Source organism: Amycolatopsis australiensis, from assembly GCF_900119165.1.
In the GTDB taxonomy this organism is placed as follows: domain Bacteria; phylum Actinomycetota; class Actinomycetes; order Mycobacteriales; family Pseudonocardiaceae; genus Amycolatopsis; species Amycolatopsis australiensis.
This window is the reverse complement of record NZ_FPJG01000002.1, coordinates 41487-68049: the sequence shown is the minus strand read 5'-3', so window position 1 is coordinate 68049 and position 26563 is coordinate 41487. Positions and strand designations below refer to the sequence as shown.

At 70.1% G+C, this 26563-nt stretch carries 23 protein-coding genes; 8 read left to right on the top strand and 15 right to left on the bottom strand.

The genetic code is table 11. The features are described from left to right. Nucleotides 1–83: 83 nt before the first annotated feature. Genes BT341_RS00745 through BT341_RS00730 form a run of 4 tightly spaced genes read left to right on the top strand, consistent with a single transcriptional unit; the run spans nt 84 to nt 3020 of the window. Nucleotides 84–464: a hypothetical protein gene (locus tag BT341_RS00745; RefSeq protein ID WP_143168434.1), complete on the top strand. Its 381-nt coding sequence runs from the start codon at nt 84–86 to the stop codon at nt 462–464. After that, complete coding sequence (locus tag BT341_RS00740) at nt 461–1645, top strand: MFS transporter (protein WP_072474413.1); 1185 nt, start codon at nt 461–463, stop codon at nt 1643–1645. The genes BT341_RS00745 and BT341_RS00740 overlap by 4 nt, the downstream gene beginning before the upstream one ends. Then, nucleotides 1645–1983, top strand: a complete 339-nt coding sequence (locus BT341_RS45120; protein ID WP_072474412.1) for a hypothetical protein — start codon at nt 1645–1647, stop codon at nt 1981–1983. Before BT341_RS00740 ends, BT341_RS45120 begins: the two co-directional genes overlap by 1 nt. Before the next feature lie 44 nt (nt 1984–2027). After that, nucleotides 2028–3020 (top strand): ABC transporter substrate-binding protein, encoded by a 993-nt coding sequence (locus tag BT341_RS00730; RefSeq protein ID WP_072474411.1) that lies wholly within the window; start codon nt 2028–2030, stop codon nt 3018–3020. Between the two features lie 1382 nt (nt 3021–4402). Here the strand turns inward: BT341_RS00730 and BT341_RS00725 are convergent. The 3 genes from BT341_RS00725 to BT341_RS00715 are packed head-to-tail and all read right to left on the bottom strand — an operon-like array spanning nt 4403 to nt 7230. Further along, entirely contained in the window at nt 4403–4915 is a 513-nt protein-coding gene (locus BT341_RS00725; protein ID WP_072474410.1) for an NUDIX domain-containing protein, read from the bottom strand. Between the two features lie 27 nt (nt 4916–4942). Further along, nucleotides 4943–5839: a phosphopantetheine-binding protein gene (locus BT341_RS47240; protein ID WP_072474409.1), complete on the bottom strand. Its 897-nt coding sequence runs from the start codon at nt 5837–5839 to the stop codon at nt 4943–4945. Beyond that, on the bottom strand, nt 5836–7230 hold the full coding sequence (locus BT341_RS00715) for an NAD(P)/FAD-dependent oxidoreductase (protein ID WP_072474452.1): 1395 nt from the start codon (nt 7228–7230) through the stop codon (nt 5836–5838). Before BT341_RS00715 ends, BT341_RS47240 begins: the two co-directional genes overlap by 4 nt. Before the next feature lie 194 nt (nt 7231–7424). On the opposite strand from BT341_RS00715, the gene BT341_RS00710 reads away from it, so the two are divergent. Next, nucleotides 7425–8768, top strand: a complete 1344-nt coding sequence (locus BT341_RS00710) for a helix-turn-helix domain-containing protein (protein WP_072474408.1) — start codon at nt 7425–7427, stop codon at nt 8766–8768. Between the two features lie 106 nt (nt 8769–8874). Beyond that, a complete protein-coding gene (locus BT341_RS00705) occupies nt 8875–9339 on the top strand; it encodes a DUF2786 domain-containing protein (RefSeq protein WP_218177715.1) in 465 nt (154 codons plus the stop codon). 181 nt (nt 9340–9520) lie between these two features. Here BT341_RS00705 and BT341_RS45115 read toward each other — a convergent pair whose 3' ends face one another. The 3 genes from BT341_RS45115 to BT341_RS00695 form a co-directional block, all read right to left on the bottom strand. Further along, on the bottom strand, nt 9521–9688 hold the full coding sequence (locus BT341_RS45115) for a hypothetical protein (protein WP_177328703.1): 168 nt from the start codon (nt 9686–9688) through the stop codon (nt 9521–9523). Between the two features lie 62 nt (nt 9689–9750). Beyond that, nucleotides 9751–10668 carry a hypothetical protein gene (locus BT341_RS00700; protein WP_072474406.1) on the bottom strand — a complete coding sequence of 306 codons (918 nt, stop codon included), beginning with the start codon at nt 10666–10668 and terminating at the stop codon, nt 9751–9753. A gap of 1013 nt (nt 10669–11681) precedes the next feature. Next, on the bottom strand, nt 11682–11978 hold the full coding sequence (locus BT341_RS00695; RefSeq protein WP_072474405.1) for a hypothetical protein: 297 nt from the start codon (nt 11976–11978) through the stop codon (nt 11682–11684). A 184-nt stretch (nt 11979–12162) separates the two neighbouring features. Between BT341_RS00695 and BT341_RS00690 the strand changes: the two genes are divergently transcribed. Further along, the gene (locus BT341_RS00690) at nt 12163–15498 is read left to right on the top strand and encodes an error-prone DNA polymerase (protein WP_072474451.1); all 3336 of its coding nucleotides are present in this window, start codon (nt 12163–12165) and stop codon (nt 15496–15498) included. Further along, nucleotides 15485–16162 carry a hypothetical protein gene (locus tag BT341_RS00685; RefSeq protein ID WP_072474404.1) on the top strand — a complete coding sequence of 226 codons (678 nt, stop codon included), beginning with the start codon at nt 15485–15487 and terminating at the stop codon, nt 16160–16162. Before BT341_RS00690 ends, BT341_RS00685 begins: the two co-directional genes overlap by 14 nt. 39 nt (nt 16163–16201) lie before the next feature. On the opposite strand, the gene BT341_RS45110 is transcribed toward BT341_RS00685, so the two are convergent. From BT341_RS45110 to BT341_RS00640, 9 genes are all read right to left on the bottom strand, one after another. Then, nucleotides 16202–16474: a hypothetical protein gene (locus tag BT341_RS45110; protein ID WP_072474403.1), complete on the bottom strand. Its 273-nt coding sequence runs from the start codon at nt 16472–16474 to the stop codon at nt 16202–16204. Further along, a complete protein-coding gene (locus tag BT341_RS00675; RefSeq protein WP_072474402.1) occupies nt 16471–17574 on the bottom strand; it encodes a coiled-coil domain-containing protein in 1104 nt (367 codons plus the stop codon). The genes BT341_RS45110 and BT341_RS00675 overlap by 4 nt, the downstream gene beginning before the upstream one ends. A gap of 21 nt (nt 17575–17595) precedes the next feature. Next, nucleotides 17596–19065, bottom strand: a complete 1470-nt coding sequence (locus tag BT341_RS00670; protein WP_072474401.1) for a hypothetical protein — start codon at nt 19063–19065, stop codon at nt 17596–17598. Nucleotides 19066–19074: 9 nt separating this feature from the next. Then, nucleotides 19075–19485: a hypothetical protein gene (locus tag BT341_RS00665; protein ID WP_072474400.1), complete on the bottom strand. Its 411-nt coding sequence runs from the start codon at nt 19483–19485 to the stop codon at nt 19075–19077. Nucleotides 19486–20570: 1085 nt separating this feature from the next. Then, entirely contained in the window at nt 20571–21839 is a 1269-nt protein-coding gene (locus BT341_RS44015) for a coiled-coil domain-containing protein (RefSeq protein WP_143168432.1), read from the bottom strand. A 388-nt stretch (nt 21840–22227) separates the two neighbouring features. Next, complete coding sequence (locus BT341_RS45105) at nt 22228–24057, bottom strand: hypothetical protein (RefSeq protein WP_177328702.1); 1830 nt, start codon at nt 24055–24057, stop codon at nt 22228–22230. A gap of 242 nt (nt 24058–24299) precedes the next feature. Continuing rightward, entirely contained in the window at nt 24300–25664 is a 1365-nt protein-coding gene (locus BT341_RS00650) for a hypothetical protein (protein WP_072474398.1), read from the bottom strand. A 68-nt stretch (nt 25665–25732) separates the two neighbouring features. Continuing rightward, a complete protein-coding gene (locus BT341_RS00645) occupies nt 25733–26221 on the bottom strand; it encodes a hypothetical protein (RefSeq protein WP_143168431.1) in 489 nt (162 codons plus the stop codon). Next, nucleotides 26218–26484 carry a hypothetical protein gene (locus tag BT341_RS00640; protein WP_143168430.1) on the bottom strand — a complete coding sequence of 89 codons (267 nt, stop codon included), beginning with the start codon at nt 26482–26484 and terminating at the stop codon, nt 26218–26220. Before BT341_RS00640 ends, BT341_RS00645 begins: the two co-directional genes overlap by 4 nt. Nucleotides 26485–26563: the final 79 nt, after the last annotated feature.

The following is a 26563-nucleotide window of genomic DNA, read 5'->3' as shown; positions in this document are numbered from 1 at the left end:
GAGAGCTTACCGGGGCGGGCGATCACCCTTAGAAATGTCGAATATCTTGCCCAAAGTGTCGTAAATAACCTACATTCGTTCGAGTGACACCTTCACCACCTGCAGTTGCACCCGCGTTGCTGAGTCACTGGCTCGACCTCAGCAATCGGGCCGAGAGCAGCGGCCCGCTGGCCGTTGCCACGGACTCCGCGCAAACCGACGTCGACGTCGACGTCGACGTGCGCACCGGTGTCCACCTCATCGGTCACGGTCGTGTCGTCGCAGTCCTCGACGGACGCGACCTCGTCGACCTCCTTGTCGAAGGTCCCCGCGCCCTGCGGACCCTCATCGCGGTCTTCTCCGCCGAGTGGAACGCGCACTCGCCGATGGGTGGTTGGTGCCGCGAGTGCGCCCGGCCCATGCCGTGTCCGACCCGGACGCGGCTGGCCAGCATCCTGGCGGCCGACTTCGGCGGTGTGGGGTGACTACCGCCCACGTCTCCCGCGCTGCGGTTTTCAGCCCGGTCGCCGCCGGCCTCACGGTCGCGGTCCTCGCGCTCAACCTGCGGCCCGCCGTCACCAGCCTGGGAGCGCTGCTCACCCACCTCGAGACCACGGCCGGCCTGCCGCCAACTGTGGCCGCCGTGCTGGTCGCGCTGCCAACCTGGTGTTTCGCGGTCGGCTCCTGGACGGCGTGGCGGCTACGGGCCCGGTTCGGGATCCGCGGCGTCGTCGCCTGTTCCCTCGGCGTCCTCGCCGTCTCGCTGATCGCCCGGACGTTGCCCGGCGACGTGACGATCCTCGTCGGCACCACCGCGGCGTGCCTCGCGATCGCGGTCCTCGGCGCACTGCTGCCGGTCATCGTCCGCACCGCGACCCCCGGCTCCGCGGCCTGCTACACCGCCTGCCTCGGCGCCGGATCCGCGATCGGCGCGCTACTCACACCGACCGGGGTGGCGTGGCAGCTCGGGCTCGGCAGCTGGGCGCTGCTCGCCGCGATCGGCCTCGTCGTCTGGCAGGGCAGCAGCCGCCACCTGGCGCCCCCCGCCGGGGCCACCCCGGCGGTGCGCGTGAGCCCGAGGGCGCTAACCCCGCGCGGCACCATCGCCACCCTGACCATCCACTTCGGACTGCTCTCGGCGGTGACGTTCCTGCTGATGGGCCGACTGCCGTCGATCCTGCACACCGCCGGCCTCACCCAAGCCGAGGCCGGGTACCACTTCGCCGCCGTCATGGTGCTCGGCGTCCCGGTCTCCCTCGCGGTCCCGTACCTCGCCCGCCGCGTCCGGCACACCCCGCTCGCCGTGGGATTCGCCGGAGCCAGCATCGCCGGCGTCACCGGCCTGCTGATCAGCCCCGCCACCGTCACCTGGCTCTGGACCGGACTGCTCGGCATCGGCCTCGGCGCCCTCGCGCTCGCCCTCGTCGACCTGGGCCACCGCACCGGCGACGACCCCGACACCACCGCCGCGCTGTCGTCGGTCGTCCAGGGCCTCGGCTACACCCTCGCCGGCGTCCTGGCCCTCGGCATCGGCCTGCTCGAAACCGCTACCGGCACCTGGACCTGGCCCCTGTTCGCGCTCGTTGTCGCCCTCGTCGGCCAGGCCCTCACCGGAACCACCATCGGCGACGTCCGCGCCGCCCCGACCTCACCGGAGGTCCCCTGATGCCCGCAATCGATCTCTACCGGGTCGTCCGCGCGGACGACACTCACGATCTCAAGGCCGGGCAGGTGGTCGAGGTCGTCCGCAACGCCGGTCCGGAGATGTTGGACGACGTCATCCGCGGCTGGGTCGGGCAGCTCACCGCTCAAGCGGTGCTCAGCGCCGGAACCACGATCGCCGTCCACGGCGACACCGCGACCATCCGTCAGCCCCGACAGCCCGAGCCCGACCTGACGCTCGGCGCCGGGGACTGGCTCGTCCACACCCGCACCCGCCTGCTCGTCGTCACCGACGACGCCTTCCACGAGGGCTTCCGCAGCCTGTTGCGCAGCCCCTCCTGAACACCCTTCGTCCCCCTTCCCACCACCCTCGAAGGAGCACACGCGTGCGGAACGCGAAACGCACCGCCCTCACCACGGCCCTCGCGGCCGCGCTGGCCCTGACCTCCAGCTGCAGCGCGCTCGGCGGGGACAAGCCCGCCGCTGTCGCGGGCAGCCAGCTGGAGACCTCCGCACTCACTGTTTCCATCATCAGCTCGGTTGACCTGGTGCCGTTGTGGGCCGCCCAGGACGCCGGCTACTTCGCCGCCGAGGGCCTCAACGTCAAGATCGACGTTGCGGACTCCGGCGCCAAGACCATGACGAAGGTCGTCGCTGGTGAGGCCCAGCTCGCCTTGACCACCTGGACGCTGTTGTTCAAGGCCCAGAGCGAAGGCGCCGCTGACTTCCGGCTCGTTGCCGACGCCACCACCGCCACTCCGAAGAGCAACAAGATCGTCACGATCCCGACCTCGCCGGTGAAGCACGTCGAAGACCTGCCCGGCAAGAAGATCGCGATCACCAGCAAAAACGCGGCCTCCGACGTCCTGACCCAGTCGGTGATGCAGGACCGCGGCCTCGACAGGTCCAAGGTCACGTGGGTTCCGGTGCCGCTGCCGAACATGGCCGCCGCGCTGCAGCAGGGCCAGGTCGACGCCGCGTACATGCCGGAGCCGTTCGTCACCGACGCCGCCCACGCGGTCGGCGCCATCCCGATCGTCGACGTCGGCGGCACCGGCAGCACCCAGGACTTCCCGCTCACCGGCTACGCCACCACCGCGAAGTGGGCTCAGGCCAACCCCAAGACCATCGCAGCGTTCCAGCGGGCGATCGCCAAGGGCACCCGCGACGCGCTCAACGACCGCGGCCTCGTCGAACGCCTGGTCGTCAAGTACGCCAAGGTCACCGAGACCACCGCGGCCCTGATGGAACTCCCGGGCTACGGCGCGAAACTCGACGCCCGCCGCCTCCAGCGCGTTCCGGACACCTTGCTCCAGCTCGGCATCATCTCGTCCGCGGTCGACGCCAGCCGGATGATCGTCCCCCAGCCCACCAGCTGACCAGCGCCGCCAAGTCAACGGCCCACGATGGCCATCCCCGTCGTGGGCCGTTCCCATACTCCTGGAACAGCGCCGGGTCGCCGAGCGCCCTGTTGGATCGACGGCCTTGGTCAGTGGCTCCATCTGACGGTGCGAGACCGCCTACCGCGACGTCGTCGAGCAGTCGACCGGGCAGGCCCAGCACGAACCGGCGTCACCGGTCCGGCCCGCGATGCAGGCGGGATCGGAGAGCTGACGCGGACGAGCTGCTTCTGGCTGATTCAGCCTGGATCAGGCACGTGCGGCCGCTCCGGCGCGTCGGAGTCCTGCGTGGCCTTCCAGCACCGAAAGGGCGCCGGGTGTCCGTCGAGGTGGGGCACGCACGGCAGGCTGTCCGAGCCGATGCAGGCGCCCGTTGCAGAGTTCGGCCGCAGCGAAATCCCTCAGACGCCCCGAAGCTGAGAGGGCCGCTCGGATGGCTGTACCAGTATTCCCGCGGAACTGAGCAAAAGCGGTGTACGGCTGCCGTAGGGAGCGCCAACTTGGGCTCGGAGCCCCTATCCTGGAGTTGCACCGGCATGCTGCGGTGCGATCCACCGAGTTGCTGGTGATGTCAGTGCGCTGACGGACGAGGAGGAAGGAGACAGGAGAGGAGCGTGACTCGTTGAACAACGAGCACGAGGATCGCGAGAGCGATCCGGATGATCACGAAGGTGATCGATCCCGCTGGGAACGATGGTGTCGCCAGGTGAGGGACGTGGTAGTGGTCGCTACCCCGCCCCTCGTGGCCCTGGCGAACCTGGTCCATGAGCTACGCGAACTCTTGACCTAACCATCCCAGCGTGCTAGCGGAGGCGGGGTCTGGCCACGGCCGACCCCGCCTTTCCGCATGTTGCAGGGATAGCCTGCAACACAAGTATGACACCTTCAAGCCGCTTTGGCACACGCCTGGCAGTGCCGACTCAGATTGCCTACCTGCGGAAACATGAACTTAGCATAGCCAAACTCCTGCGATCAGGCATCAAAACCCGTTACACCGCAACGAATTTTTCAGTCACTAGAGATCAACAGCAGATACTTTCCTTATATACCGGCAAATTACTGCCCCTCGATTACAACCTGTCCGATTTGAATGCAGTAAGCGCAGGTGGCAAAGTGTCAATCGACCGTCCACAGTAGACCGCCATCCTATCGCCATCGGATGCCGATACGAGCCAGAGGAACGTTCGACCGTTCGGGTGAACTCGGGCTGGGTGTAGGCATATTGCGGTCTCACGCTCGCGACACGGCGGGGCGTACACGCCGTTATACGCCGAGCCTTCGAGTCGCTGCGCCGACGCGGGCCGCGGACCCGCCCTGGCTCAATCGGGTGATTCAGCCTGGATCGGCCAGGTTGTGAGCCGTCAGGAGGCGGGGACGACGCCGTGTTCGAGGCAAAGCGGCTCGGGGCTACCCGTGCGTGCGTGCAGGGCGCAGGCGGCGACGCGGCGGGCCAGGCGGGGGACCATCAGGTCGGCGAGTTGTTCGGGGGCGACGTACGCCTGCTCGCCGATCTCGCCGTCGACGTAGCGGATCGCTGCATACTGTTCGGGGGTGAGAACGCCGCCGTAGTAGACGAAGGCGAGCATGGGGGCGTGGTCGTCGCCTTCGGGGATCGAGTCCGTGGCGAGCAGGCGTCCGACGGTGACGTCGAGGCCGAGTTCTTCGGCGACCTCGCGGCGGGCGGTGGCGAGCGGCGACTCACCGCGTCGTGCTTCGTTGACGCCGCCGGGGATCTCCCACCACTTGCGGCCCGCCGGCTTCACTACCAGGACGCGCTCGTGGTTGAGATCGTCGAAGAAGAGCACCCCGGCCGACGGGATGGCCATCGGGTAGTTCTCGAAGAAGCGCTGCTGCGTCGCGGTGGGCGTCGTCACGCACGGCAGGCTATCCCGCCCCCTCTATCACTCTCCGCGTAGGCTCCGGTGACGCCTCGTATCCGCAGGGGTGTCACGGTGCTCGTAGCGAGCGCCGCAGCGGGCGCAGGCGGTACCGGACAACCGGCCTCCGCACCGGCAGACCCAACCGATCTGCCGGTGAGGGTTGCCCGCGACGAGTGCGTACGGCGGGACGTCGCGGTCGACGACGGCCCCGGCGGCAACCATGGCATGTGCGCCCACCTGGACGCCGGGGAGCAGGATCGCGCCGGCGCCGACGGTGGCGCCCCGGCAGACGGTCACCGGGTGCGGTGTCCAGTCGTCAGCAGCCTGAGGGAGCCCAGCGGAGGTGACGGCGCGGGGCGTGCTGTCCTCGATGATCAGCACGCCGGGGCACAGCAGGACTTCGTCGTCGATGGTGGTCCCGAAGGCCTGCACGGCGTTCTGGATCTTGACGCGGTCGCCGATGCGAGTGCCGGGCCCGAGGTGCACGTCGGTGCCGAGCGTGCACTGACTGCCGACCCGGACGCCGTCTGCGAGTAGGACTCGGCGCCACACGCGGCTGCCGGGGCCGACGCAAGCGCCGGTGCCGAGCTCGGCCGTGGGGTGGATGACCGCGTCCGGCAGCTGCTCAGGTGCCGCCCGGGGAGCAGGGATCTTCTCCAGCGGTACGAGCGTGGTCGGTTCGGTGGGCGCGGGGCGCTCGACCAGGTCGGCGAGGTCGCCGAGCCGGCGGACGTCGGCGAGGGCGGTGTCGGGGATCGTGACGCCGTAGGCGGCTTCGAGCGCGGCCGCGATCCGGATCCGGTCCAGCGAGTCGAACCCGATCGCGTCGAGCTCGGTGTCGGGGGCCAGGGCGACGGCCAGGCCGGCACGCGGGCGCAGGGTGGTGATCATGTCGATCAGCTGGGCGGGCAGCGTCATCGTGTGCTCCGCCCGGCGACGTCGAGGAGCAGCGGCAGAACTTCTTCGACGGGCGCGCTGCGGGTGAGCCGCCGCACCGCCGGATCGGCGTGCTGGTGGACGAGAGCGGCGCACAGCACCGAGCCCAGCTGGTCGACGGCGCCGCCCGGCAGATGACCGCCGGGCTGGCACAGCAACTCTGCCAAGGCGTCACCGCGGCCGTGGACGAGCTGGGCCAGGTCGGGCACGGGCATGGCCCGTCGCGGCGAGTACGAATGGTCGTCGAGGGTGCCGGGGTGCTCGAGTTCGCTGCGGATCAGCGTGGCCACCCGAGGAGCGAGCAGGATTCCACACCGGTAGGTCGCGGTCGCCACCAGCACCTTGTGGTTCGCGGTCCGGCCGACGAGTGGCAGGTGGTCGACGGTGTACGGCCGGTATCCGACGCGGACGTCGGTCACTTGGGCGTCGCGGAGCCCGGCGTTGAGCTCGTGAACGCCGTCGTGCAGCAGCGTGGCGATCTCGTCGACGCTGGCCCGCCGGCCGGGCTCGGGCCGGGTGCTGAGCCGGTTCGTCGCGCCGAGGTAGGTCCGCCCGTCGGAGCGGGCGACCAGGTGCGCGCCGCACGCGAAGCCGCGGTTCGGGGTCCGGATCGGGGACTCGACCCGTTCCGGAACGGCCTGCAGCATCATGCTGACCCCGCGTCCGGCCAAGACGGGCGGGAGGTCCAGGGCGAGGCCGGGGGAGCGGCGCACGATCGCCGAGGTCTGCACGCCGGCGGCCAGGACCAGGTGCTCTGCGGTGACCGGCTCGCCGTCGGTGACCTCGATCCGCAGATCAGTTCCGTTGTCGGTGATGCGGGATGCATCAGCGTCGAACCAGGCGATCCGGGGGTGGGCCATCGCGGCGGCCGCGGCCGCCGCGACCAGTTCGCCGGCGTCGACTCCTGCTTCCCCCGGCAGCCACAGGGCCTCGAACACCGACTTCGAGTGCAGGCCGGGCACATCGCCGGGTGAGTGCAGCTGCCCGGCCAGCCCGGCGTTCGCTGCGGCCGCCGCGATGGCGGCGAGTTCTCCGCGGTCGGCCGGGACGCTGGCGGTCACCCAGACACCGGGCGTGAGTGCCGGGGCCGGTCGGCCGGCGAGGTCGGCTACCTGTTCCAGCCAGGCGTCGTAGCCCGCGCGAGCAGCGACCCGCTCCGCCACTTCAACCTCGACCCGCTGCTGTGGGTGCGCGGCTTCCACCTCGGAGAACACCGTGAGCATCGCTCCGGCCGCGCGGCTGGCCTGGCCGGCGTGGTCGCCGGTTCGCGGCGCGACCACCGCGACCGAGGTTCCGGCCTGCGCGAGTTCCAGCGCGCACGCCAGGCCGACGATGCCCGCGCCGATCACCGCGATGTCTGCTGATCGCGTCATGTTCACTTGCCCGCTCCCGTCCGTCGCACGGGGGACCTGCGCCCCGAGTCGCGAGTTCGAGGGAAGCCGTTACGCCGGGGATGGCGGCAGAGGTTCGTGCCAGCCGGGCACGGCTGTGCCAATGCGGCACAACGACGCCGGACGCGTCACTAACTGGCTACGCTGGGTGTGTTGTCCCGGAATCGAGGCGCCCGATGCCAACCCGATGGACCCGTGCCGACGATGCAGCTCTTGCCGCCGCGATCGCGGGGGAGGATCACGCTGCCGTGATCCGTCTCGCTCGACGTCGCGCCGGGCTCAGCCAATCCGAGCTGGCCCGCCGGTTCGGGTGTCATCCGAGCATGATCAGCCGCTTCGAGGGCGCGCGACGACGGCCGCGCGATCCGGCGATGCTGCGGCGTCTTGCCGAGCTGCTGGATCTGCCCGCCACAGCATTCGGCCTGCACGTCCGCGTTGCCTCCCAGCAGCGTCCGGTCGGCTCTCCTAGGGTGAACACCAGCCCAGCCGAGGAGGACCACATGCGGCGCCGCACTTTCCTGGTGGCCACCACCAGCTTGCTCGGCTCCGGCCTGACGACGAACACCGGATTCGCCGCCGCCGAGCCGGACCCGGCCGCCCTACTGGCCCGCCACCTCGAGCCCATCCTCCTCGGGCCATCCGCGCCGGCCGCCCCCGCGACCACCGCCGCGCTGCGGCAGAGGCTGACGGCCGCCCGCGCGGCGTTCGACCGCGCCGACTACCTCACGCTGGCCCGCGACCTGCCGTCGCTCGCGCGGACCGCCGAAGCCACGCGCGCCGCGACCGGTGGCGGACACGACGTCGCGGCCGAGGTCTACACGCTGATCACCCGCGCCTTGATCAAGCTGCCTGCCAGCGGGCTCGAATGGATTAGCGCCGACCGCGCGTCCAGGGCCGCGACCCGTACCAGCGACCCGCTGTTGCTCGCGGAGGCCGAACGCGTCAAGGCGTCGGTCTGCCGCCGCGGCAAGCAGCACGACCGCGCCCAAGAACTCGTACTCGCCGCCGTCGAGCACCTCGACACCGGCAACCGCGCCGCCCCGCAGCATCTCGCGCTCTACAGCGTGCTCATGTGCACCGCCGGCTACGGCGCTGCGCGCGCGGGCAACCGGGACCTGGCCCTCGACCTCCTCGCCGACGCCAGCCGGACCGCGGCCCGGCTCACCGACCATCGGGCGCTGCACGGCCCGCTCACCGCGAACATCACCAGCCACCAGGTCTCCGCGCTGCACGTGCTCGGCGACCCGGCCGCCGCGCTGCACTACGCCCGCACCGCCGGTTCCTTCACCGGCACCAGCACCGAACGCCAAGGGCGCTACCTCGTCGACCTGGCCCTCGTCCACCACGCACTCGACCGGCCCGGCCCGGCGTACAACGCGCTGCGCGAAGCCGAGCTCCGCGCCCCCGGCGAGGTCCACACCCGCGCGACCGCCCGCAACCTCATCCGGAACCTGCGCGACCACCGCGGCGCTAGCCTGCCCGGCATCCGCGAACTCGCCGCACGAGCCCACGTCGCTTAGCGAGCCCTGAATGAGGCGGCAAGCCAGCTGATGCAGCCTGCATCGCTAGACCGGCCGTGCGATGAGTACCGCCCGCACCGCGGGGGAGAGGAAGCTCGGAGTGAGCGTGACCCGCGAGAAACTCCGTCGGCGCGTGAGCGCTCTCATGACGCGAGCCACGCACCCAGGCACGCCGCCTGAGGAGGCCGCCGCCTCTCGCGCGGTGGCTGATCGGCTGACGCGTCGCTACGGCTTGAACCAGCCCGAGTTCCCGACGTTCTTGGTCGGCGCGGCGATCCGGCCGGTGATCGTGCACTGGATGAGCGGGTTCAGTCCCAGCGGAAACCGTTCGCGTGCCTGGTGTCGCTGCGGCTATGGCACGTCGCCCCGCGTCACCGAATGCCGGGCATTGCGGGCGTTGACGGACTCGCACTCACTCGATGTTGCGGAGTGCGTCCTGTGCGGGGTGGTGTATCCCGCCGACGACTGGGTGAACTTCCGCGGGCGTCTGCAGGTAGTCAAGGATCCGACGACCGGCGACGAGTTCTCGATGTGCATCAATCCCAAGACTTGCAAGGCCGTGGGCTTCTAGGCCAGCCGGACGTTGCCCGGCTTCTGTCGCAGTTATGTCGCACGGCGGGTCACAGGATCACCCGGGCGTCCGGGTCCTTGCCGTACAACCTCCTCGAGCTGGCGCCGCTGACCGGGCCGCGGCCGCGGCCTGGTCACCTACCTGGTGCTGGAGGACCAGGACCGCGTCGACGTCCTCGACGTCACCTGGCTCGGCTGAGCTCCGCGGCCGCCCGCTCCGCGGTCTCATCGTCGGCGAGGCGCGACAGCAACCAGCGCACCGCCCGGCGGCGCCGCGTCTCGTCGAGGCCGGCCAGCGCGAGGTAGGCCGGGCGCATCGCGGTGATCTCCGGGTGCTCGGGTGTGGTCATGCCTTCGAGCGTCGCACGGAACTGGCCAGTTGCTGTCGCACTTCTGTCGCACGCCAGTGGGTCTAAAAGGCCGGTCCGTCCGGCCTGTAGTCGTCCGGTTCCTTGCCATAGACGCGTTCCGGTTCGAGGTCCATCAGCACGCGAGGCGGCTCGCCTGGCCTCCAGCCGGGGCCCCAGATGTCGCCGTACGGGTACGGGTGGTCGTCGATGCCGATGCACAGGTTGGCCGCCGTGATCGCCGCGGCTTGGCGGCTGGAGGTCCAGAGCATCAGTTGCCAGCCGGCGCCCGGGCGCCAGGACCGCACCGCGTACTGCGGCGCGTCGGTCTCGTCGACCGTCCAGGCGGGTTCCGGGGTTGGTGGCGCGCACTTCGGGCGCGGCAGGTCGGGCAGGGTGCGGAACGCGCGGTGCGGGCGGTCTGGCCGTTCTCCGGCCGGGGGATCGACGGTGGCCAGCACGCTGCGCCTGGCCGGGTCGGTCGGGTCGGGGCCCCAGACCTGCGCGCGCATGACCGCGCCGTCTTTCCAGCGGATGCCGGCGGCCGCGACTTCCCGGGCGCGGTCGACGTCGGCGCACCAGCCGACCGTGCGCCAGTGCGGCACTGCGCCGTGCCAGCCCCCGGAGAGCACGCCGTCCAGGTCGAGGACGGTGAACTCGCGGACTTCGTAGGGCAGCTCGGCGGCGGGCGCCGGCACCGCGGGCGCGTCGGCGATCTCGCCCGGGTCGTTCATCGCCCAGCCGTTGGCGGCCCAGGTCCAGCACCGCGCGGCGAGCTGGAACGGCGGGTTGTGCACTCCGAAGATCGCCAGCGGCGGCAGCTCGGTGACGACCGGGTCCCAGGTCTCCGGTTCCGGGTGCTCGACGGGCACCAGCGGCTTCAAGGGGGTCCACGCCGAGGCGTTGCGGATCGGGGTGATCAGCCAGCCCTCGTCGGTCTGCTCGACCTTGCCCAGGAGCCCGAAGTCTTCGTCGATGGTCATGCCGCTGGCGACCTGTACGACCGGCCGCCGGCGGACGGCGAAGCTCGCGCGGGTGTGGGAAATTCCAGCTTTGGCGGCGTGCGCGCGGGCGTCGCGCTTGCGTCTCTTATTCGCGGTCACGGTCGATCTCTCGTCTCTACGACGGGCGCCCACGCAGCCCGCCGGGGTCGGGAGTCGACAGCCAGCGCAGCATCAAGCTGGCGCGAGTCGGAGCCCCTTCGGTCCTCGGGCGCATCTCGACCGACGTGGGCGATCGCGTGATGCTCGGACTCTGGCCAGCGCAGCGGCCGCCGCGAGTATGGCAGAAGCCGCCGATGGTGTCGCACTCTCGGCCTAGCGGGCTCGCACGCAGGTTCCGGAGGGCGGCTCAGTCGTCACAGATCACCAGGTCGAAGGGGTCCGCGAGCAGGGGGTTCAACCCGTTCGGGCGAGTCCGCCGAAGTCGGAGAGCTTTTTGGGGCCCCAACCTCGTAACCTGGTCTACGTGGTTCGGACTCGAAGGGGTGGATTTCAGTGACCATCTTGAGTCCCGAGGGCTTGGGCATCAGGGCCCAAGGACCCCCTTGCGGGGTCACTACTGAAGGAGGCCCCCGTGGGCGTCCAAAGTGGCGAGAGCGGGCCGACCCGGTGGGTCGGCCCCGCCCTCAAGGTGCTGAAGGCGCTGGTTGAGCTGATAGACCATCTGCTCCAGCGCTAACAGCGAAACGCAAGAGGACCCCGCCCCCCGGTCGCCACCGGGGGGCGGACCTGCGTCAGTACGCGATGATACGCGCTCAAGCCCTCGCATTCGGCGCAGTCGCCCTAACGAGCGATAGGCCAAATGGCCTACTCGCATATTCCCTGCATGATCTCCGCGCGTCGGACCAGGGTTCCGCATTCAGTACATAATCTGCTTTATGGACTAACTGCTCAGCGTGGGTGCAGCGCCGCCCGATACTGATGCAGGCGGAATCGATGCTCTGGCACGTCAGCCTCGGTGGCCTGCCCGGCGACGCTCCCTTCGTCCGGGGCCGTCAGCTCGCCGATGCTCGCCGCGGCGGCAGCTCGCCGACCACCGCGCGGTAGACGTCCTCCGGCTTGAGGGTCGGGTCGTACAGCTCGGTGCCGACGACGTGGGCCAGGCGCCGGCGTCGGAACGCTGGGCCGTCGATCAGCGCCACGCTCGTCACGCCGCCGGTCCGGACGGTGTACACCGCTTTGACGACGGTGAGGACCTCGCTGCGCGGGATGCCGTCGGCCTCGGCGGCGTCCAGGATCCGCTGCGCGGCCGCCGCGGCCGGATCGTCGGCGGCTTCGGTGTTGTTCGACATCGCGGCGGCCTCCCTGGCGGTGTTGCGGTAGTGACCCGTTTGGCCGTACCTGCGCGGCTCGATTTGACTGTAGCTGCTGGTCCGCCGCATGATGACGGCGCCTCTGGAACACGTGTTCGAGCAGGCTGTGATGATGTGGCTACCGCCTTCCCCGCGGTGCACGTAGCGCGTGTGGGAGTTCGTGGTGTCCAGGTTCAACGGCGGTGCGGGGACCCCCTGGTCCGAGCTGGCGCGGATCGCCGCCGGCAAGCCCCCGGTGCAGGGCGACGGCGGGGACTCCCCGGCGTGGAGCCGCAAGCGCGACGGCTACCGCCCGGCGGACGTGCCGGTGCGGCGCAGCCGCGACGACGGCGCGGGAGCGCTGCGGCGCCCGTACGCCGAGCTGCACGCGCACTCGTACTTCTCGTTCCTCGACGGCGTCTCCTCGCCCGAAGCTCTGGTCGAGGAGGCCGCCCGGCTGGAGCTCGACGCGATCGTGCTGACCGACCATGACGGCATGTACGGCGCGGTCCGGTTCGCCGTGGCCGCGCGCGAGCTCGGCGTGCGCGCGGGGTACGGCGCGGAGCTGAGCCTCGGGCTGTCGGCGCCGCAGGCCGGCGTCCCGGACCCGGAGGGTACGCACCTGCTGGCGCTGGCCCGGACGCCGGAGGGCTACCGGCGGTTGTGCCGGGTGATCTCCCACGCCCAGCTCGCCGGGGAGGAGAAGGGCCGCCCGGTCTACGACCTGGACGAGGTCGTCGACGAGCTGGCCGGGCACGTGCAGGTGCTGACCGGCTGCCGCAAGGGCGCCGTCCGCCAGGCCCTCGTCGCTCGGGGCCCGGCCGCGGCCGCCGAGGAACTCGCGCTGCTGGTCGACCGGTTCGGCCGCGACCACGTCGCGGTAGAGCTGATCGACCACCGCCAGCCGCTCGACAGCAGCCATAACGACCACCTCTCCGCCATGGCAAAGCACCTGGGGCTGCCGACGGTGGTGTCGAACAACGTGCACTTCGCGGGCCCGGACGACGCGTGGCACGCCGACGCCGTCGCCGCGATCCGCGCGCGCCGCTCGGTCGAGGACCTCGAAGGCTGGCTGCCGGCGGCCGGGACGGCGTACCTGCGCTCCGGGGCCGAGCAGCTGCGCGCGTTCGAGCGCCGGTACCCGGGCGCGGTCGCCCGCGCCGCGGTGCTCGGCGTCGAGTGCTCTTTCGACCTCGCGCTCGTCGCGCCGCGCTTGCCGCCGTTCCCGGTTCCGCCCGGCCATGGCGACGAGGACGCCTACCTGCGGCACCTGGTGATGGAGGGCGCGGCCGCCCGCTACGGGACCCCGGACGAGGCGCCGGAGGCCTACGCCCAGCTCGAACACGAACTGCGGGTGATCCGCGAACTCGGGTTCCCGGGCTACTTCCTGGTGGTGTGGGACATCGTCCGCTTCTGCCGCGAACGCGGCATCCTCGCCCAGGGCCGCGGCTCGGCGGCGAACTCGGCGGTCTGCTTCGCGCTGTTCATCTCCCACTGCGACCCGGTCCGCTGGGGCCTGCTCTTCGAAAGGTTCCTGGCCCCGGAGCGGGATGGGCCGCCGGATATCGACGTCGATATCGAGTCCGACCGGCGGGAGGAGGCGATTCAGTACGTCTACGAGCGGCATGGCCGGCTGCACGCCGCCCAGGTCGCCAATGTCATCACCTATCGCGCGCGCTCGGCGGTCCGGGACGCGGCCAAGGCGCTCGGGCACAGCCCCGGCCAGCAGGACGCTTTCGCCAAGGCCGTCGACCGGTGGCGCACGGTCGCTGACGCCGACACCCCGGGCGAGCGCGGGCACGGGATGCCCGACGACGTCCGGGAGCTGGCCGCGCGGCTGGAGGACTCCCCGCGCCACCTCGGCGTGCACTCCGGCGGGATGGTCATCGCCCACACCCCGGTCTCGGAGATCGTCCCGGTCGAGTGGGCCCGCGCCGAAGGCCGGACGGTGCTGCAGTGGGACAAGGACGACTGCGCCGAGATCGGGCTGGTCAAGTTCGACCTGCTCGGGCTCGGGATGCTCTCGGCGCTGCGGTATTCGATCGATCTTGTCGCCGAGCATCACGGCCGCGAGGTCGACCTCGGCGAGCTGGACCTGGCCGACCCGAAGGTCTACGACATGCTGTGCGAAGCCGACGCGATCGGGGTGTTCCAGGTGGAGAGCCGCGCCCAGCTCGGCACGCTGCCCCGGCTGCGGCCCCGGAAGTTCTACGACCTGGTCGTCGAGGTCGCGCTGATCCGCCCCGGGCCGATTCAGGGTGGATCAGTGCACCCCTACATCCGGCGCCGGCGCGGCGAGGAAACCTGGCGCCACGCCCACCCCTTGCTCGCCGACAGCTTGGACCGCACGCTCGGCGTCCCCTTGTTCCAGGAGCAAGTGATGCAGATGGCCCGCGACGTCGCCAGCTTCACCGCGGCCGAGGCCGACCAGCTGCGCCGCGCGATGGGCGCGAAACGCTCGGACGCGAAGATGAAGGCGCTGATGGGCCGGTTCTTCGCCGGCTGCGCCGCCAACGGCATCGACCGCGAGCTCGCGACGCGAATCTTCGAGCAGATCCACGCCTTCTCCGGCTACGGCTTCCCCGAAGCCCACTCGATGTCCTTCGCGCTGCTGGTCTACGCGAGCGCCTGGTTCAAGCGCTACTACCCCGCCGCGTTCTGCGCCGGGCTGCTGCGCGCGCAGCCGATGGGCTTCTACAGCCCGCAATCCCTCGTCGCCGACGCCCGCCGCCACGGCGTCCTCACCCGCGAGCCGGACATCAACGCCAGCCTCGCGCACGCGACGCTGGAACCCGACCCGGCGTCGACGGGCGGGGTGGCGCTGCGGCTCGGGCTGGCCGGGATCCGCCAGGTCGGCACCGACGTCGCCGAGACGATCGTCGCCGAGCGCGAGAAGAACGGCCCGTACGGCAGCATCGGCGAGCTGACCGAGCGCGTGCAGCTCAAGCAGCCCGTGGCAGAGGCCTTGGCCACCGCCGGGGCGTTCACCGCGCTGGGCCCGGACCGCCGGCAAGCCCTGTGGGCCGCCGGTGCGGCGGCCCGCACCCGGGCCGGGCACCTGCCCGGCATCGCCACCGGCGTCAACGCGCCCGCGCTGCCGGGCATGACCGCCCTCGAGGTCGCCGCCGCCGACGTCTGGGCCACCGGCATCACCCCCGACCGCCACCCCGTCACGTTCGTGCGCGAACACCTCGACGAACTCGGCGTTATCCCGGCCGCCCGCGTGCTCGACGTCGCCGACCGCAGCCGCATCCGCGTCGGCGGCGCGGTCACCCACAAGCAGAGGCCTGCCACAGCCGCCGGGATCACCTTCCTCAACCTCGAAGACGAGACCGGCATGATCAACGTAGTTGTCCACCCCAGTACCTGGACGAAATTCAGACAGATCCTGGCCACCAGCTCGGCGTTGGTCATCCGGGGCCAGGCCCAGGTCACCCAGGGCACCGCGTCGGTGGTCGCCGACCAGATCACCCCGCTGGACCTGCGCGCACTCGCGGCGAAGTCCCGTGACTTCCGCTGACCCGGCCGGCCGCCGCGACGGCGCCGGGGCGGGCGCCGCGCGGGCCGGGCGCTACCTCGACGTCCCGCTCTGGCCGTGGGCCCGCCCGCCGGACGGCCCGCAGCACCTGCCTCGCCGATGTCCCGCCGGACACCAGCTCGAACCCGGGCAGCTGCAGGAGACTCCGAACCAGGACTACGGCGTCCGCGAGCTCGTGTGCAGGCACTGCGAGACCCAGCCCGATGGCAGCGGACGGTGGGCGCTGGTTGACCCTTCGGTCGACGCGCAGGTCACCGAAGACCGCGTCCAGCCGCGACGGCTGCAGCTCGTCGTCATCCCGCCGACCATCCGCGCCGGGGTCGGGCTGATCCAGCTGCGATGGGGCACCACGATCTACGGCCAGGTCGAGCTGTCGCTGTGCCCGATCGACCGATGCGGTCTGCTGCTCGACCTGCACGTCGAGGTCCGACACCGTCGACGCGGCGTCGGCCGCGTCCTGGCCCACGCGGCGGCCGCCCGAGGAACCGGGTTCGCCTGGAGCGCGAACCCACCGGAGGACCCCGGCGCAGCCGCGTTCTGGGCGAAGATCGCAACACCGCGAGCGCCGGCCAGCCCATGTTCGCATCAGGAAGCAGCGGGACTGCGCATCGAACCCCGGTGGCCACGATGGTGGGAGAAGCCCTGATGCAGGCTGGATCAGGCGGAAGCCCTGATCCAGCCTGCATCACGGGTTGCTCGCCGCCTTCAGCGCAGCCAGGTCTGCTTCCAACCTCCGCAGACGTTTCGTGACGAGTTCGAAGTTGTTCTCCAGTTGGGCAAGTCGGGCTACGTCCACTGAGGACTGTTCAGCGTCGGCGTCGGCGTCGGCGTCGGCGGCCTCGCCGGCATCGGCGTCGGCGTCGGCGTCGGCGTCGGCGTCGGCGTCGGCGGGAGCGAAAACCCGAGCGGCGACGGAGGAAGCGTCGAGGACCGGCTCGGGGATGTCTGCGGCGGTCATCGCGTCTTCCTTGGTTTGTGCTCCTGTGCAGCCGCCGGGGGAGCGGCGGCAGTGGTTGAGGAAGTGCTCTTCGCGGCTTCGTGGCCTTCTGCCGGGGTCACCACGTGCCGGGCGGCTTCCAAGGCCTCGGCGCCTTCGGGGTCCGCGATGACGAGGGAGTCACCCGGGTTCGGTTCGGGCTCCTGCCCGGTCGGTTGCTGCTCGGCTGCGGGGTCGTTCGTCGCCGCCTGTTCCTGCTCGGCCTCTGGTTGTTCCGCCATCGCCTTCTGCTCGGCGGTCTGCTGCCCGGCCTTGGTGTGGTTGTTGTAGTCGCGCTGAGCTTCGGTGAGGGCATCGAGTTCGCGGCGGTACGCCGCCTCGGCGCGGGTGACGCGCCCTTCGGCTTTTTTGACGTGGGCGCCGCCGCGGCGGACTTCCTCATCCGCACGCCGGGCGTTGTCGTCGGCCCGCTGCAGCTGCCACTTCGGCGCCTTGCTTTCGAGCGCCTCGGCGAACTCGTCGTGCTTGAGCGCGGCTTCCTTCTTCAACCACTCCAGCCGCCGCTCGGCCTCGCGGAGTTCGCCGATCGCTTCGCCGATATCGAGCTTGGCGCGTTCGGCCCGTCCTTCGAGCTGGCCGATCCGGTTGCGGCGCCGTTCCTGTTCCCGGGCGGCCATCTCGGCTTCGCGCTGACGGTTGCGCTCGTCCGTCTTGGCGTCGCGCTCCTGTTCCCGCGCGAGCATCTCCTGGCGCCGCTCCTGCTTTTCGGCTTCGCGCTGCTCTTGAATCCGCTGTTCGCGCTCGGCCTGCTCCTGCCGCCGTTCGACCTTGTCGGCCTCCCGTCGCTGTTGCATGAGCAGGTCGCGCTCGGCCTGGTCCTGGCGGCGCTCGAGCTTGTCGGATGCCCGCTCCGCCTGGCGTTGCTGGTCGCGCTCTTCCTGCCGCTGCAGCGTTTCCGCGCGTTCCTGCTGGCGCTGCAGATCGCGCATCTCCTCAAGGTGCTGGCGTTCGATCGCGTCCCGCCGGAGCCCGTAGAGCTGTGCGAGGGTCGTGGTGGCGGTCGCAACCTGGGCGAGGTGGCCACCCGGGATGAGGTCGGGCAGTTCTTCCGTTCTGGTCATGGTGGTGCCCCCTGGTGCGGTTCAGCGGCGGCGGGGGACGTCCGGCGGCGTGTTCGATGGCCGGGGGATCGTCGCCCTGGCGGCGCTGTGGTCGGCTCCGGCCCTGGCGGGCTGGGGCCTGACCGGCTGCGGATCAGCCGGTCGGTGGCTGGTGAGCGCTCGGCGGGCCTGAAGGACACGCTCGCGGGCGGTCACGGCGGCGTACGCGGCCGCGCGCCGGTCGGCGAGTTCGTGCCAGGCCTCCACCTGCGCTAGTACCGACGCTACCGCGATCACGACGCGGGCGGCGGTGTCGTCATCGCGTTCGCCGTCGCGGTGAGCCCGTAGCAAGGCGCCGGTGGCCACGCGGAGGTCGCGCGCCATCTCGGTGGCAGGGCCGTGGGCGAGCGCCGGCATGACGGGCATCTGCTCGGCGAGGCGGCCGGCGCGCTCGGCGGCTTCGGCGGCGAGGCGGAGTTCGCCGAGCTCGGTGTAGGCCGCGGCTGCGTGCAGGACTTCGCGGACGGACCTGCCGATCAGCGCGAGTTCAACGTCGGTCGGCTCGTCCGGCCCGGTCGCGGCCGCCCGTTCGAGCGCCGACACCGCGGCCGAGATCGACGCGGGGGAGCGGTCCGCTGGGTCGGCCCATGCGGCGCGCAGTTCGGTCAGGCGCAGTTCCGGCGCGAGCTTGCCGAGGTTGTAGAGAACCGGCTGTCCAGCGCTGTCCGTGCGGACACCGACGCGGTAGTCGACGATCTCGCCCGCCTGGTCGCGCTGTTCGGTGACGGTGATGCCGGCCGCGCGGAGCCGGTCGGCGAAGACGTCTTCGCTACCTGCCTCCAGCGCCACGACGGTGCACCAGTGCCGCAGCTGCGCGGTATCGGGCAGGGCGTGCGGGTCACCGTCGGTCCGGTGCCGTTCGACCTTCGCCCGGCTCGCTTCGGCCTGGTGGTAGGGCCTGCGGCTGGTGCCGTCGGCGTGCCCGGTCGGGGTCAGGGAGAAGCGGCTTTCGTACTCGTGCCGCATGCTTTCCCAGGCACGGGTGTAGTTGATGTAGCCGACATCGCTTCCATCTTCGCGGACCCGTGAGAAGCTGATGTGGATGCTGTTGTCGTCGTGGCGGACGGCGATCCAGCGGACTCCGGCCTCATCATCCGGGCCTTTCCAGAGCCCTGCCCGGCGCATCGTCGTCTCGGCGATCTCGCCCCATTGCTCGTCGGTGAGCACCGGGTCGTCGTGGCTGTTGGCGACGATGATGTGCCCGGTTCGCCCCGTCTTCGACAGCCCGGCGAGCCGCGCTGGGACGTCGAGGGTTCGTGCTATCGCGCGGATCGACTGCCCGCCGCCGACCCGCTGTTGCGGCACGTGCAGTTCGGGGAGGCCGTCCCAGCTGGCGATCGTGCGCGGGTCGACGTGCACCGTGCCCCCGCGCTCCGGTCCCTTGCCCGGCCCGTACAGGTAGGCCAGCAGGCCGGCGGTGTGCGAGCCGCGCGGCGCTTCCTTGACGATCACCGCGCGCTCCTACTCCGGGTCGACCAGGTCGAGCAGCAGGGCGGTGACACGGTCGTTCTCGGCGATCTGGTTCAGCAAGTACTGGCGGGCGGCGTCGAGCGCGGCGGCGGTCGGCGGGTTGCCGGAGTTCGCGCCGGCGGCGAGCTGATTGAGGGAACCGGTGGCGTTGGCCAGCAGCCGCCGCAGATGCATCTGCTGCTCGACGGCCTGGCGAAGCAACGCGACCTGCTCCGCGTTGAAACCGTGCCCCTCTGCGTCAGCTGTGACCCGATACCGGCCGCTGGCGACGGCCAGCGCGGCCTTCGCGATGAACGTGGTAGAGGCCTGGCCGCGCGCGTCCGCGGCAGCTTCGATGACGGCCAGCTCGGACGGCGCCCAGTCGATCGGTCCGGTGCGTTCGGTGCGGCGTTCGCCGTCCAAGCGCTCTCTGCGTCGCGTTGTCGTCATGCCGGACCTCCCCAGGTGCGTGGTGTCCATTTTGCCACAACCGCCGCCGACGATGCTGGGTTTTCCTATGGAAAACCCTATCTTGCTCCTGAGCGGAGCGCTGACGGCGCGACGTCGCCCCGCGAGGGCGGTTCGGACGGCGCTCGATGCGCCGGGCGACCGCAGACCCCGGTGCCAACGCACGCCGCCCCCGCGACGGCGCTGCCAACGCGCCGCCCTGCGAGGGCGGGTCGCACGGGCGCTCGATGCGCCGGGCGACCGCAAGCCACGTCACCCCCGTACCGCGCCCCAACGGCCCGCACCGCACCCGGGCTCGCAGCCAACCCGCGCCAACCCGCAACCGGCCCGCAGCCAACCTGCACCGCCCCGCGCGGCGGTCGAACCGCGCTCGATGCGCCGGACCCGGGCACACGCCTGCGTGCGGCACTAGAGGCGGAACCCCGGCCGGCGTGGCGGCTGGTCTCCCGCGTTTCCGCGGGCGCCTGTCTCGCTGGCAACGTGGCTTGCGGGTTGCCCGGCTGTTTCCGACCTCCTTACCGAGCTGACGTGCAGGTCGGGCCCTTCTTGCCTCGCTGCACGTACGGTGGAGTGGCATGGGGACTGACATGACACTCGACGCTGCGGCCGCGCTGCAGAAGGAGAAGACGGCTGCGCGGATGCGGCTGATCAAGCGGCTTCACAGGGCGACTCAATCCGCGGCTCAGCTGGACGAGCTGCTGACGAACGCAAAGCGGCTGCGGAAGGCGGCGCCACCCGACCTGTTCGAGCCGCTGGACCACGTGGTCGAGGCAGCTACACGTGCGGCCTCAGCAGCGGGTGAGGCACGAGCGACCGCCTGGCAAGACGCGACGGCGGGGGGCTGGACTGCCCGAGAACTTCGTCAGATCGGCATCACCCCGGTTCGTCGCCGCCGCGAAAAAACGGCCGTTGGGGACGCACCTCCGCCGTCAGGATTCGGCGTCCACGTAACGCAGGTACCGACGACGGGCCCCGGTCCGGGGTGATTCAGGCGGCATCGCGCGCACCGGCGGCGTGACTCCTCGGTGCGCGGGTCCCGTTCACCGCGTCTTCGGGCGGCTGCCGGGGGCCGGCCCGGACGATCCGGGTCCGGGCTCGGCCGCTGGGCGCGTCGATTCGAGCTGCTGCCGGAGTCGCTCGATGACTTCGTCGCGGGCACGAAGTGTGCTCCGCAGGTCCGCGGTTTGCGTCGCGTGGTCAGAGCGTAGTTGTTCGCGTTCCTGGCGAGCGTCTTGCCGGATCTCGGACAACTCGGCGCGGTGTTGTTCGCGGACGTCGCGGAGTTCGGCTCGGAGGTTTTCGGCGGTCGTCCGGTCTTCGGCGGCCGCGCGCTTGACGCTTTCCAGCTCGGCTTCGGCTCGAGCCTGGGAGGTGCGCGCCGCCGATACGTCATCGTTCGCGGCGCGGATCTGGGTCTGGGCTTCTTCACGAACTCGCGCCACCTCTGCATCCGCATCCCGCTGCGCGCCAGTGACAGCCTGGGCGGCTTCCTGGTGAGCGCTCTCGATGCTGGCCTCAGCCTCTCGGCGGATCCGTTCGACTTCGGCAGCCGACTCGACGCGGATTCGCTCGGCCTCGGTCTTTGCGGCGGCCTCGCTCGCGGCGGCTGCCTCGGTCGCGCGGTTGGCGTTCTCGATCTTGGCTGCAGCATCCGCGCGCGCAGCGTCGACTTCGGCAGCTGCAGCCGCCTTGGCGGCCTCGACTTCTGCGGCCGCTTCGGCTCGGATTCGCTCGACGTCGGCGACGGCCTCGGCGGCGGCAGCGTCGGCTTCGGCCCGAGCGTTGGCCTCTTCTTCGGCGCGGGTCTCGGCCTGTCGCCGGCGGCGCTGCTCGCTCGTGAGTTCTCGTTGCGCTTCGGCCACTTTCGCTTCGGCGTCGTGGCGTACTTCTTCTACTTCCGCTGAGGCGGCCTCGACGTCGCCAGCCGTGGCCGCGTCGGACACCAGGTTCAGTACGAAGTCCGTGAACTCCTGCATCCGCCGTGGAAGATCCGACAGCTTCATCTCGACTCCGAGGTGAGCCCGCGTCTGCGGCGCGGTGGCGTCGAGCGGATCGATGGTGTCGAGCGCGGACTGGCTTCTGCCGGTCGAGGTGACGCCGGCCGGGACGCCTGCCTTTTGCCGCCGGTCGCGTTCCTTCCACGCGTTGGCCTTGGAGTGGACCGGGCCTGAACCGTCCTTCTTGTAGCAGTACTTCGTGGGGCGACCGGTATTTGGGTCGGGAGCGGCCGGACGGCTGCACTCGCTCGGGTAGTCCCCGCCGGGGTACTGACAGGTTTTCGAGGAGTCTCCGCCGCGCTCTTCGCTCATACGATGGCACTCTACGCGTTGCGTATCTTAAGTGTCCAACTGGCGTCACTTTAGTTCAGTATCGGATACGTAACTTAAGACACTTAACACAAGTTAAGTCGCCGACGCCTCGTTCGATGCAGGCTGAATCACGCGCGCCTTTGGCCCAAGCCGACGAGTCGCCGTCCCGGGAGGAAGGGGCTCTTTGAAGATGCGGCGCCCCCCTTGGCGGGCGCTCGATGCCCGTCCGCCGGCCGGGAACGCGACCACGCGCTTGTGGTGACGCGCCCCGGCGGCGGCCGCAGGCCGGCGCTCGATGCGCCGGGCTGCGGTCATCCGCTCACGCGCGAAAACCCGGGGGGCCGGGTTGCTTCCCGGCCCCCCGGGAAATCGGGGGTAAGTCGGCTGGCTACTGGTCGTCGGCCTTGACGTCGTCCGGCTCCTCGACGTCGTCCGGCTCCTCGACGTCGTCCGGCTCCTCGACGTCGTCCGGCTCCTCGACGTCGTCCGGCTCCTCGACGTCGTCCGGCTCCTCGACGTCGTCCGGCTCCTCGACGTCGTCCGGCTCCTCGACGGCTTCTTGGTCGGCGAGCCGCTGTCGTGTCTTGCTCAACTGCTCAGACTCCCACGCGGTGGGCGTGTAGCCATCCATGCGGTAGAGCAGGTCGAAATACTCGATATCTACACGGTTCCACATTCCGTTCCAGGTGCGGGCGTGCAGCTCGTAGGCTGCGATCATTCGTGCCCAGGCGGCGCGGAGGTCGAGTTTGGGGTCTTCCTCCTCTGCCATCTGCTCTCGGAATTGGTCACCGAGGGTCGGTTCGAGATTGCTTTCGAGCCAGAGTTTTTGCGCGAGTCGCCCGGCGTCTCCGCCACCGGCGGTCTGCGCGATTCCGTTGTGGTAGCTACGCGCGAACATCCAAAGAATCTCCCGTTGGGGAGGGGTCTTGCCCACGATCTTCAAAAGTGATTCCATGCGCAGCTTTCGCGCCTCGGCCTTGTTGGCTTCTTCGGCCTTTTTGGCGATTTCCCATTCTGAGGGTTCGGCCTTGGTCTTCGGCGCGGCCGCCACCGGGCTGGCGCTCTTCGTCTGCGTCTCGGCCTGCGGGGTCGGCGGCTCTGGCTTCTTCTTCGGGGCCGTGGTGTAGTAGACCAGCTCACCGGTGGTGGTGTCGACCTCGGCGGCCAGGTGTCCGGCCTTGCGGGCCTTGGTGATTCCGGCTGCATCGGTGAGGCGGCGCTCTGCGGCGGCGAACCCGAATTCCTTGCTCGGCTTGATCAGCTTGATTTTCTGTTTTTCTGCGGTGGTGACCGATTCGATGACCTGGGCGACGTAGGCGCAGACTCGTTCGACGTTCCATCCCGTTTCTCGGCCGCGTACATTCATGGTCTTGAGGACCTGGATTTGGGCGCGTCGGCGTCCCTCGTCGAGGGTGGCACCCTTTTTGCTGGCTGGGCTGGACGGGTCGGCGTAGGGGAATTTCTGGGCGATTACTGCCGCTTCTGCTGTGGGCAGCTTCTTAAGCTTCTTGACCTTCTGGCCGTCTTCTTCGACCTCGTCGTAATACAGATCACTTTTCCCGTTGATCGCTTCGAGGATTTCCGGGCACATGTTCAGCAGCGCGAGCCGTCGCGAAATGGTCGGCTGGGTGTATCCGGTGAGCAGCTTCGCGAGGCTTCGTTGCGAAACACCTCCCCGAATGTAGTTTTCGAACATGATTGCTTCTTCAAGTTCGGAAATGTCTTCGCGGTTTTTGTTGTCTTCCGTCATGCGAACAATGTCTCCATTGTTCTCCATGAGGGAATCGTCAATCTCGGCCTTGAACGGAGTGCCTGTCACCTCGGTGGTAGCGCGTCGGCGGTGGCCACAGATCGTGACGTACTTGATGTTTTCGGAGAACTTGTCCGCAAGGTTCGGACGGGCCTGCAGGAATGCTTCCAGCGTGACAACGGTTCCGGCGGCGGTGTTTCCGCCGCGCTCAGCCACGGAGGATCGCAGGGCGGCCCATCGGGGCTCGGACCAGTCCGGCTGAGAGCGAATGGCGCTGTTGAACGGGTGTGGAGCGACGGTCGTGGGGTCGAGCAGGCGCGTGACGAACGCTGACGCGTCGGCCGCTGCAGCGGACTCCTCGCCGGTCGCGGTGACCTCGTCGGTTCGGTTTTCGGCCTGGTTTTCCTCGGCCCGCTCGGGCTCGCTGAAAGGAAGAACGATGGCGGTTTGTGACTGCGTTGCGGTCATGAGTGTTCCGTTCTTTGCATTAATGAGGGGTGGAATACCCGGGCGCGGGATTCAGTGCGATTTCCCGCGCCCGGCACGGCGCTTGCGAGCCGTGTTCCGCCGACTTCTTAAATTTACCAGATTTACGAGATTTACGACATTGGCAGCTTAGTGACCTGTGCCACATTTCCGGGGTGGTGGTCGCCGGCGTTCCGGTGAGGTGGGTCGCCGGCTTGGGGGTGGGCGGTTTTCGGGTGGTGGTGCTAGTCCTGCTGCGCGGTGTCGGCGATCGCGCCGTAGCGCGCTGCGTCCTGGGTGGCGGTGTCCAGGTCGGCGGTTAGCGCGTCGATCTGTCGTTTGAGTTGGTCAGCAGCACGGTGGGCGGTTGCGCGGTGGTGGGGTGCTTCGCGGCGGGCTCGGGCCTGGTGGAGCTGGTCCAGGTCGTCGCGGGCGTAGAAGTCGGTGAGGATCGCGCGTACGACGGCGGCGGTGCGGTCGGCGGTCTTGTCGGGTACTTCGCGGCTGCTGCGGCCGCCGTCGTCGCTGCGGCGGGGCCGGACGCGGTAGCGGTCGAGCTGGGCTATCCGGTCCGGGGTGATTGCCCCGCAACTGCCGAGCAACTCGATGCCGTTCACCTTGGGCAGGCCGGGGGCTTGGCCGTAGCTGTAGTAGTCAGCGCCGGTGTAGTCGCCGTATTGGACGGTGGCGGATGTGATGGTGTCGTGGTTGGCGGCGTCCTCGCTGTGGACGGTCCACGTGCCGTAGAGGCTTCGCCCGGTCACCTTGTAGACGACGCTGCCGCTTTCGGGGTGGGGGATCACCCATGCAACGGCGGTCTTGAACTCCCCGAGGTCCAGCACGACGCGGCGGGCGCCGACGGGCTTGTCGGTGATCCAGCCTGCATCACCGGCGGGGGCACGCTCTCCGCGCCGCTGGCGCGGGCGTTCCTTCGGCGGGCGGCTGAGGATGGAGCCGAGGGCGCGGGCCATGCCGATCACGGGGTCGTCGGCGGGAACGGCGATCACGGGCGGCTCGGCGTCGTCGTTGACCTCGACGGTGTCGACGTCGTCGAATACGACGTCGTAGCCGAACCGGTCGAGCTGGTCGGCCAGCGCTTCGCGTAGGACTGCCTGGGGGTCCTCCACTGTGGACGGCCGGAACCCGGGCATGGTGTCGTCGAAACCTTCGGTCTGCGCGTGGTCGTAGTACGTACGCGTACGGAACCGGCCCCGGGTCTTCTTGCCCTCGCCGCCGTCGCCGTGGTCGTCGTGGTCCTGGTCGTCGTGGTCGGCGGCGTCGCCGTCGACGGTTTCGGTGCCCTTGGGGACGGTGAGGCGGTAGGGGTGTTCGCGCTCCTCGTCGCGGACGCTGCGGCCGCGCTGGCTCCATCCCTTGGCGGTGTCCAGGTCGGTAAGGGTGACTCCGCGTTCGCGGGCCTGGTTGATCAGCATGGCTTGGTTGCGCATGGAGAACCGCAGGACGCGGGGGCTGCGGATGGTGATCAGGTGGGTGACCAGCCGCTCGATTTCCTCGGGGTCGGCGAGCAGTCGGTGGGCGGCGTCGGCGAGTTCGGCGTCGGCCTCGGCGAACGCGGCGCGGTCTTCGGCGGTGTACTTCTTGTAGGCCATGGTCGGGCCTCCTTCCCCCCGGGGTGGCCGGAGCCACCCCGGGGACGTGACGTGAGAGCTGAGGGGTGCTACCGGGCGGCGGCGGGCTGGCGGGGCGCGTCGGCGGCCGGGAGGCTGCGGACGGCGTTGACCGCCCGGCGGAATCGCCGCTCCGACTCGGCGTAGCCGTGGGTGACCTTCAGCCACGTGAACGCGGCGATCGTCGCGCGGCCGATCGCGTACACGCCGTCGTCGGGGTGGCCCTGCGCGAGGTCGAGATCGTCGCGCAACTGCGTGGTCGCGTGCTCGGCGGTCTGGATCATCAGCATGCCCGCGCCGACGGCGCTTTGGTCGTGGCCGCCGGGGTGGTCCTTGGCGTAGGAGAGCGCGAGATCGGCGTAGGCCTCGGCACGGACGTGGAACACGCGTTGCTGTTCGGCGTTGAGGAACTGGTTGCCCGAACGCGACACTTCGTGTTGCACGCGCACGGCCTCGCGGTCCTTGTGCTGCGTGAGCGTCGTGAAGAAGATCAGCAGTTCCAGGACCCGGGGGGACGTGCGGAGGCGGTGCCTGCTCATCGGCGGCACCCCTTGCACGTCATCTCGGACGGGTCGGCCGCGAGGTCGACCAGGTCGACCAGGCGGGAACTGTCGATGCCGCATCCGCTGCAGCAGATCGTCATCACGCGCGTGGCGTGGATGAGGTAGAGCACGTGGTTGTCCGGGAAGGTCCAGACCTGGTCCAGGTCTTCGACGGCGATCCCGACCAGTTCGCGTTCGCGGCTCCACGCCGTGTTGGCGGCGACGTGCGCGCCATGGCCGTTGGGCCAGGTACTGAACACGTCGCCAGGGTTGATGTGGCGTGCGGCGGTGGGCAAGGGCGGGCGGTGCATACTGGGTTCTCCTTCATTGCGAGGGAAT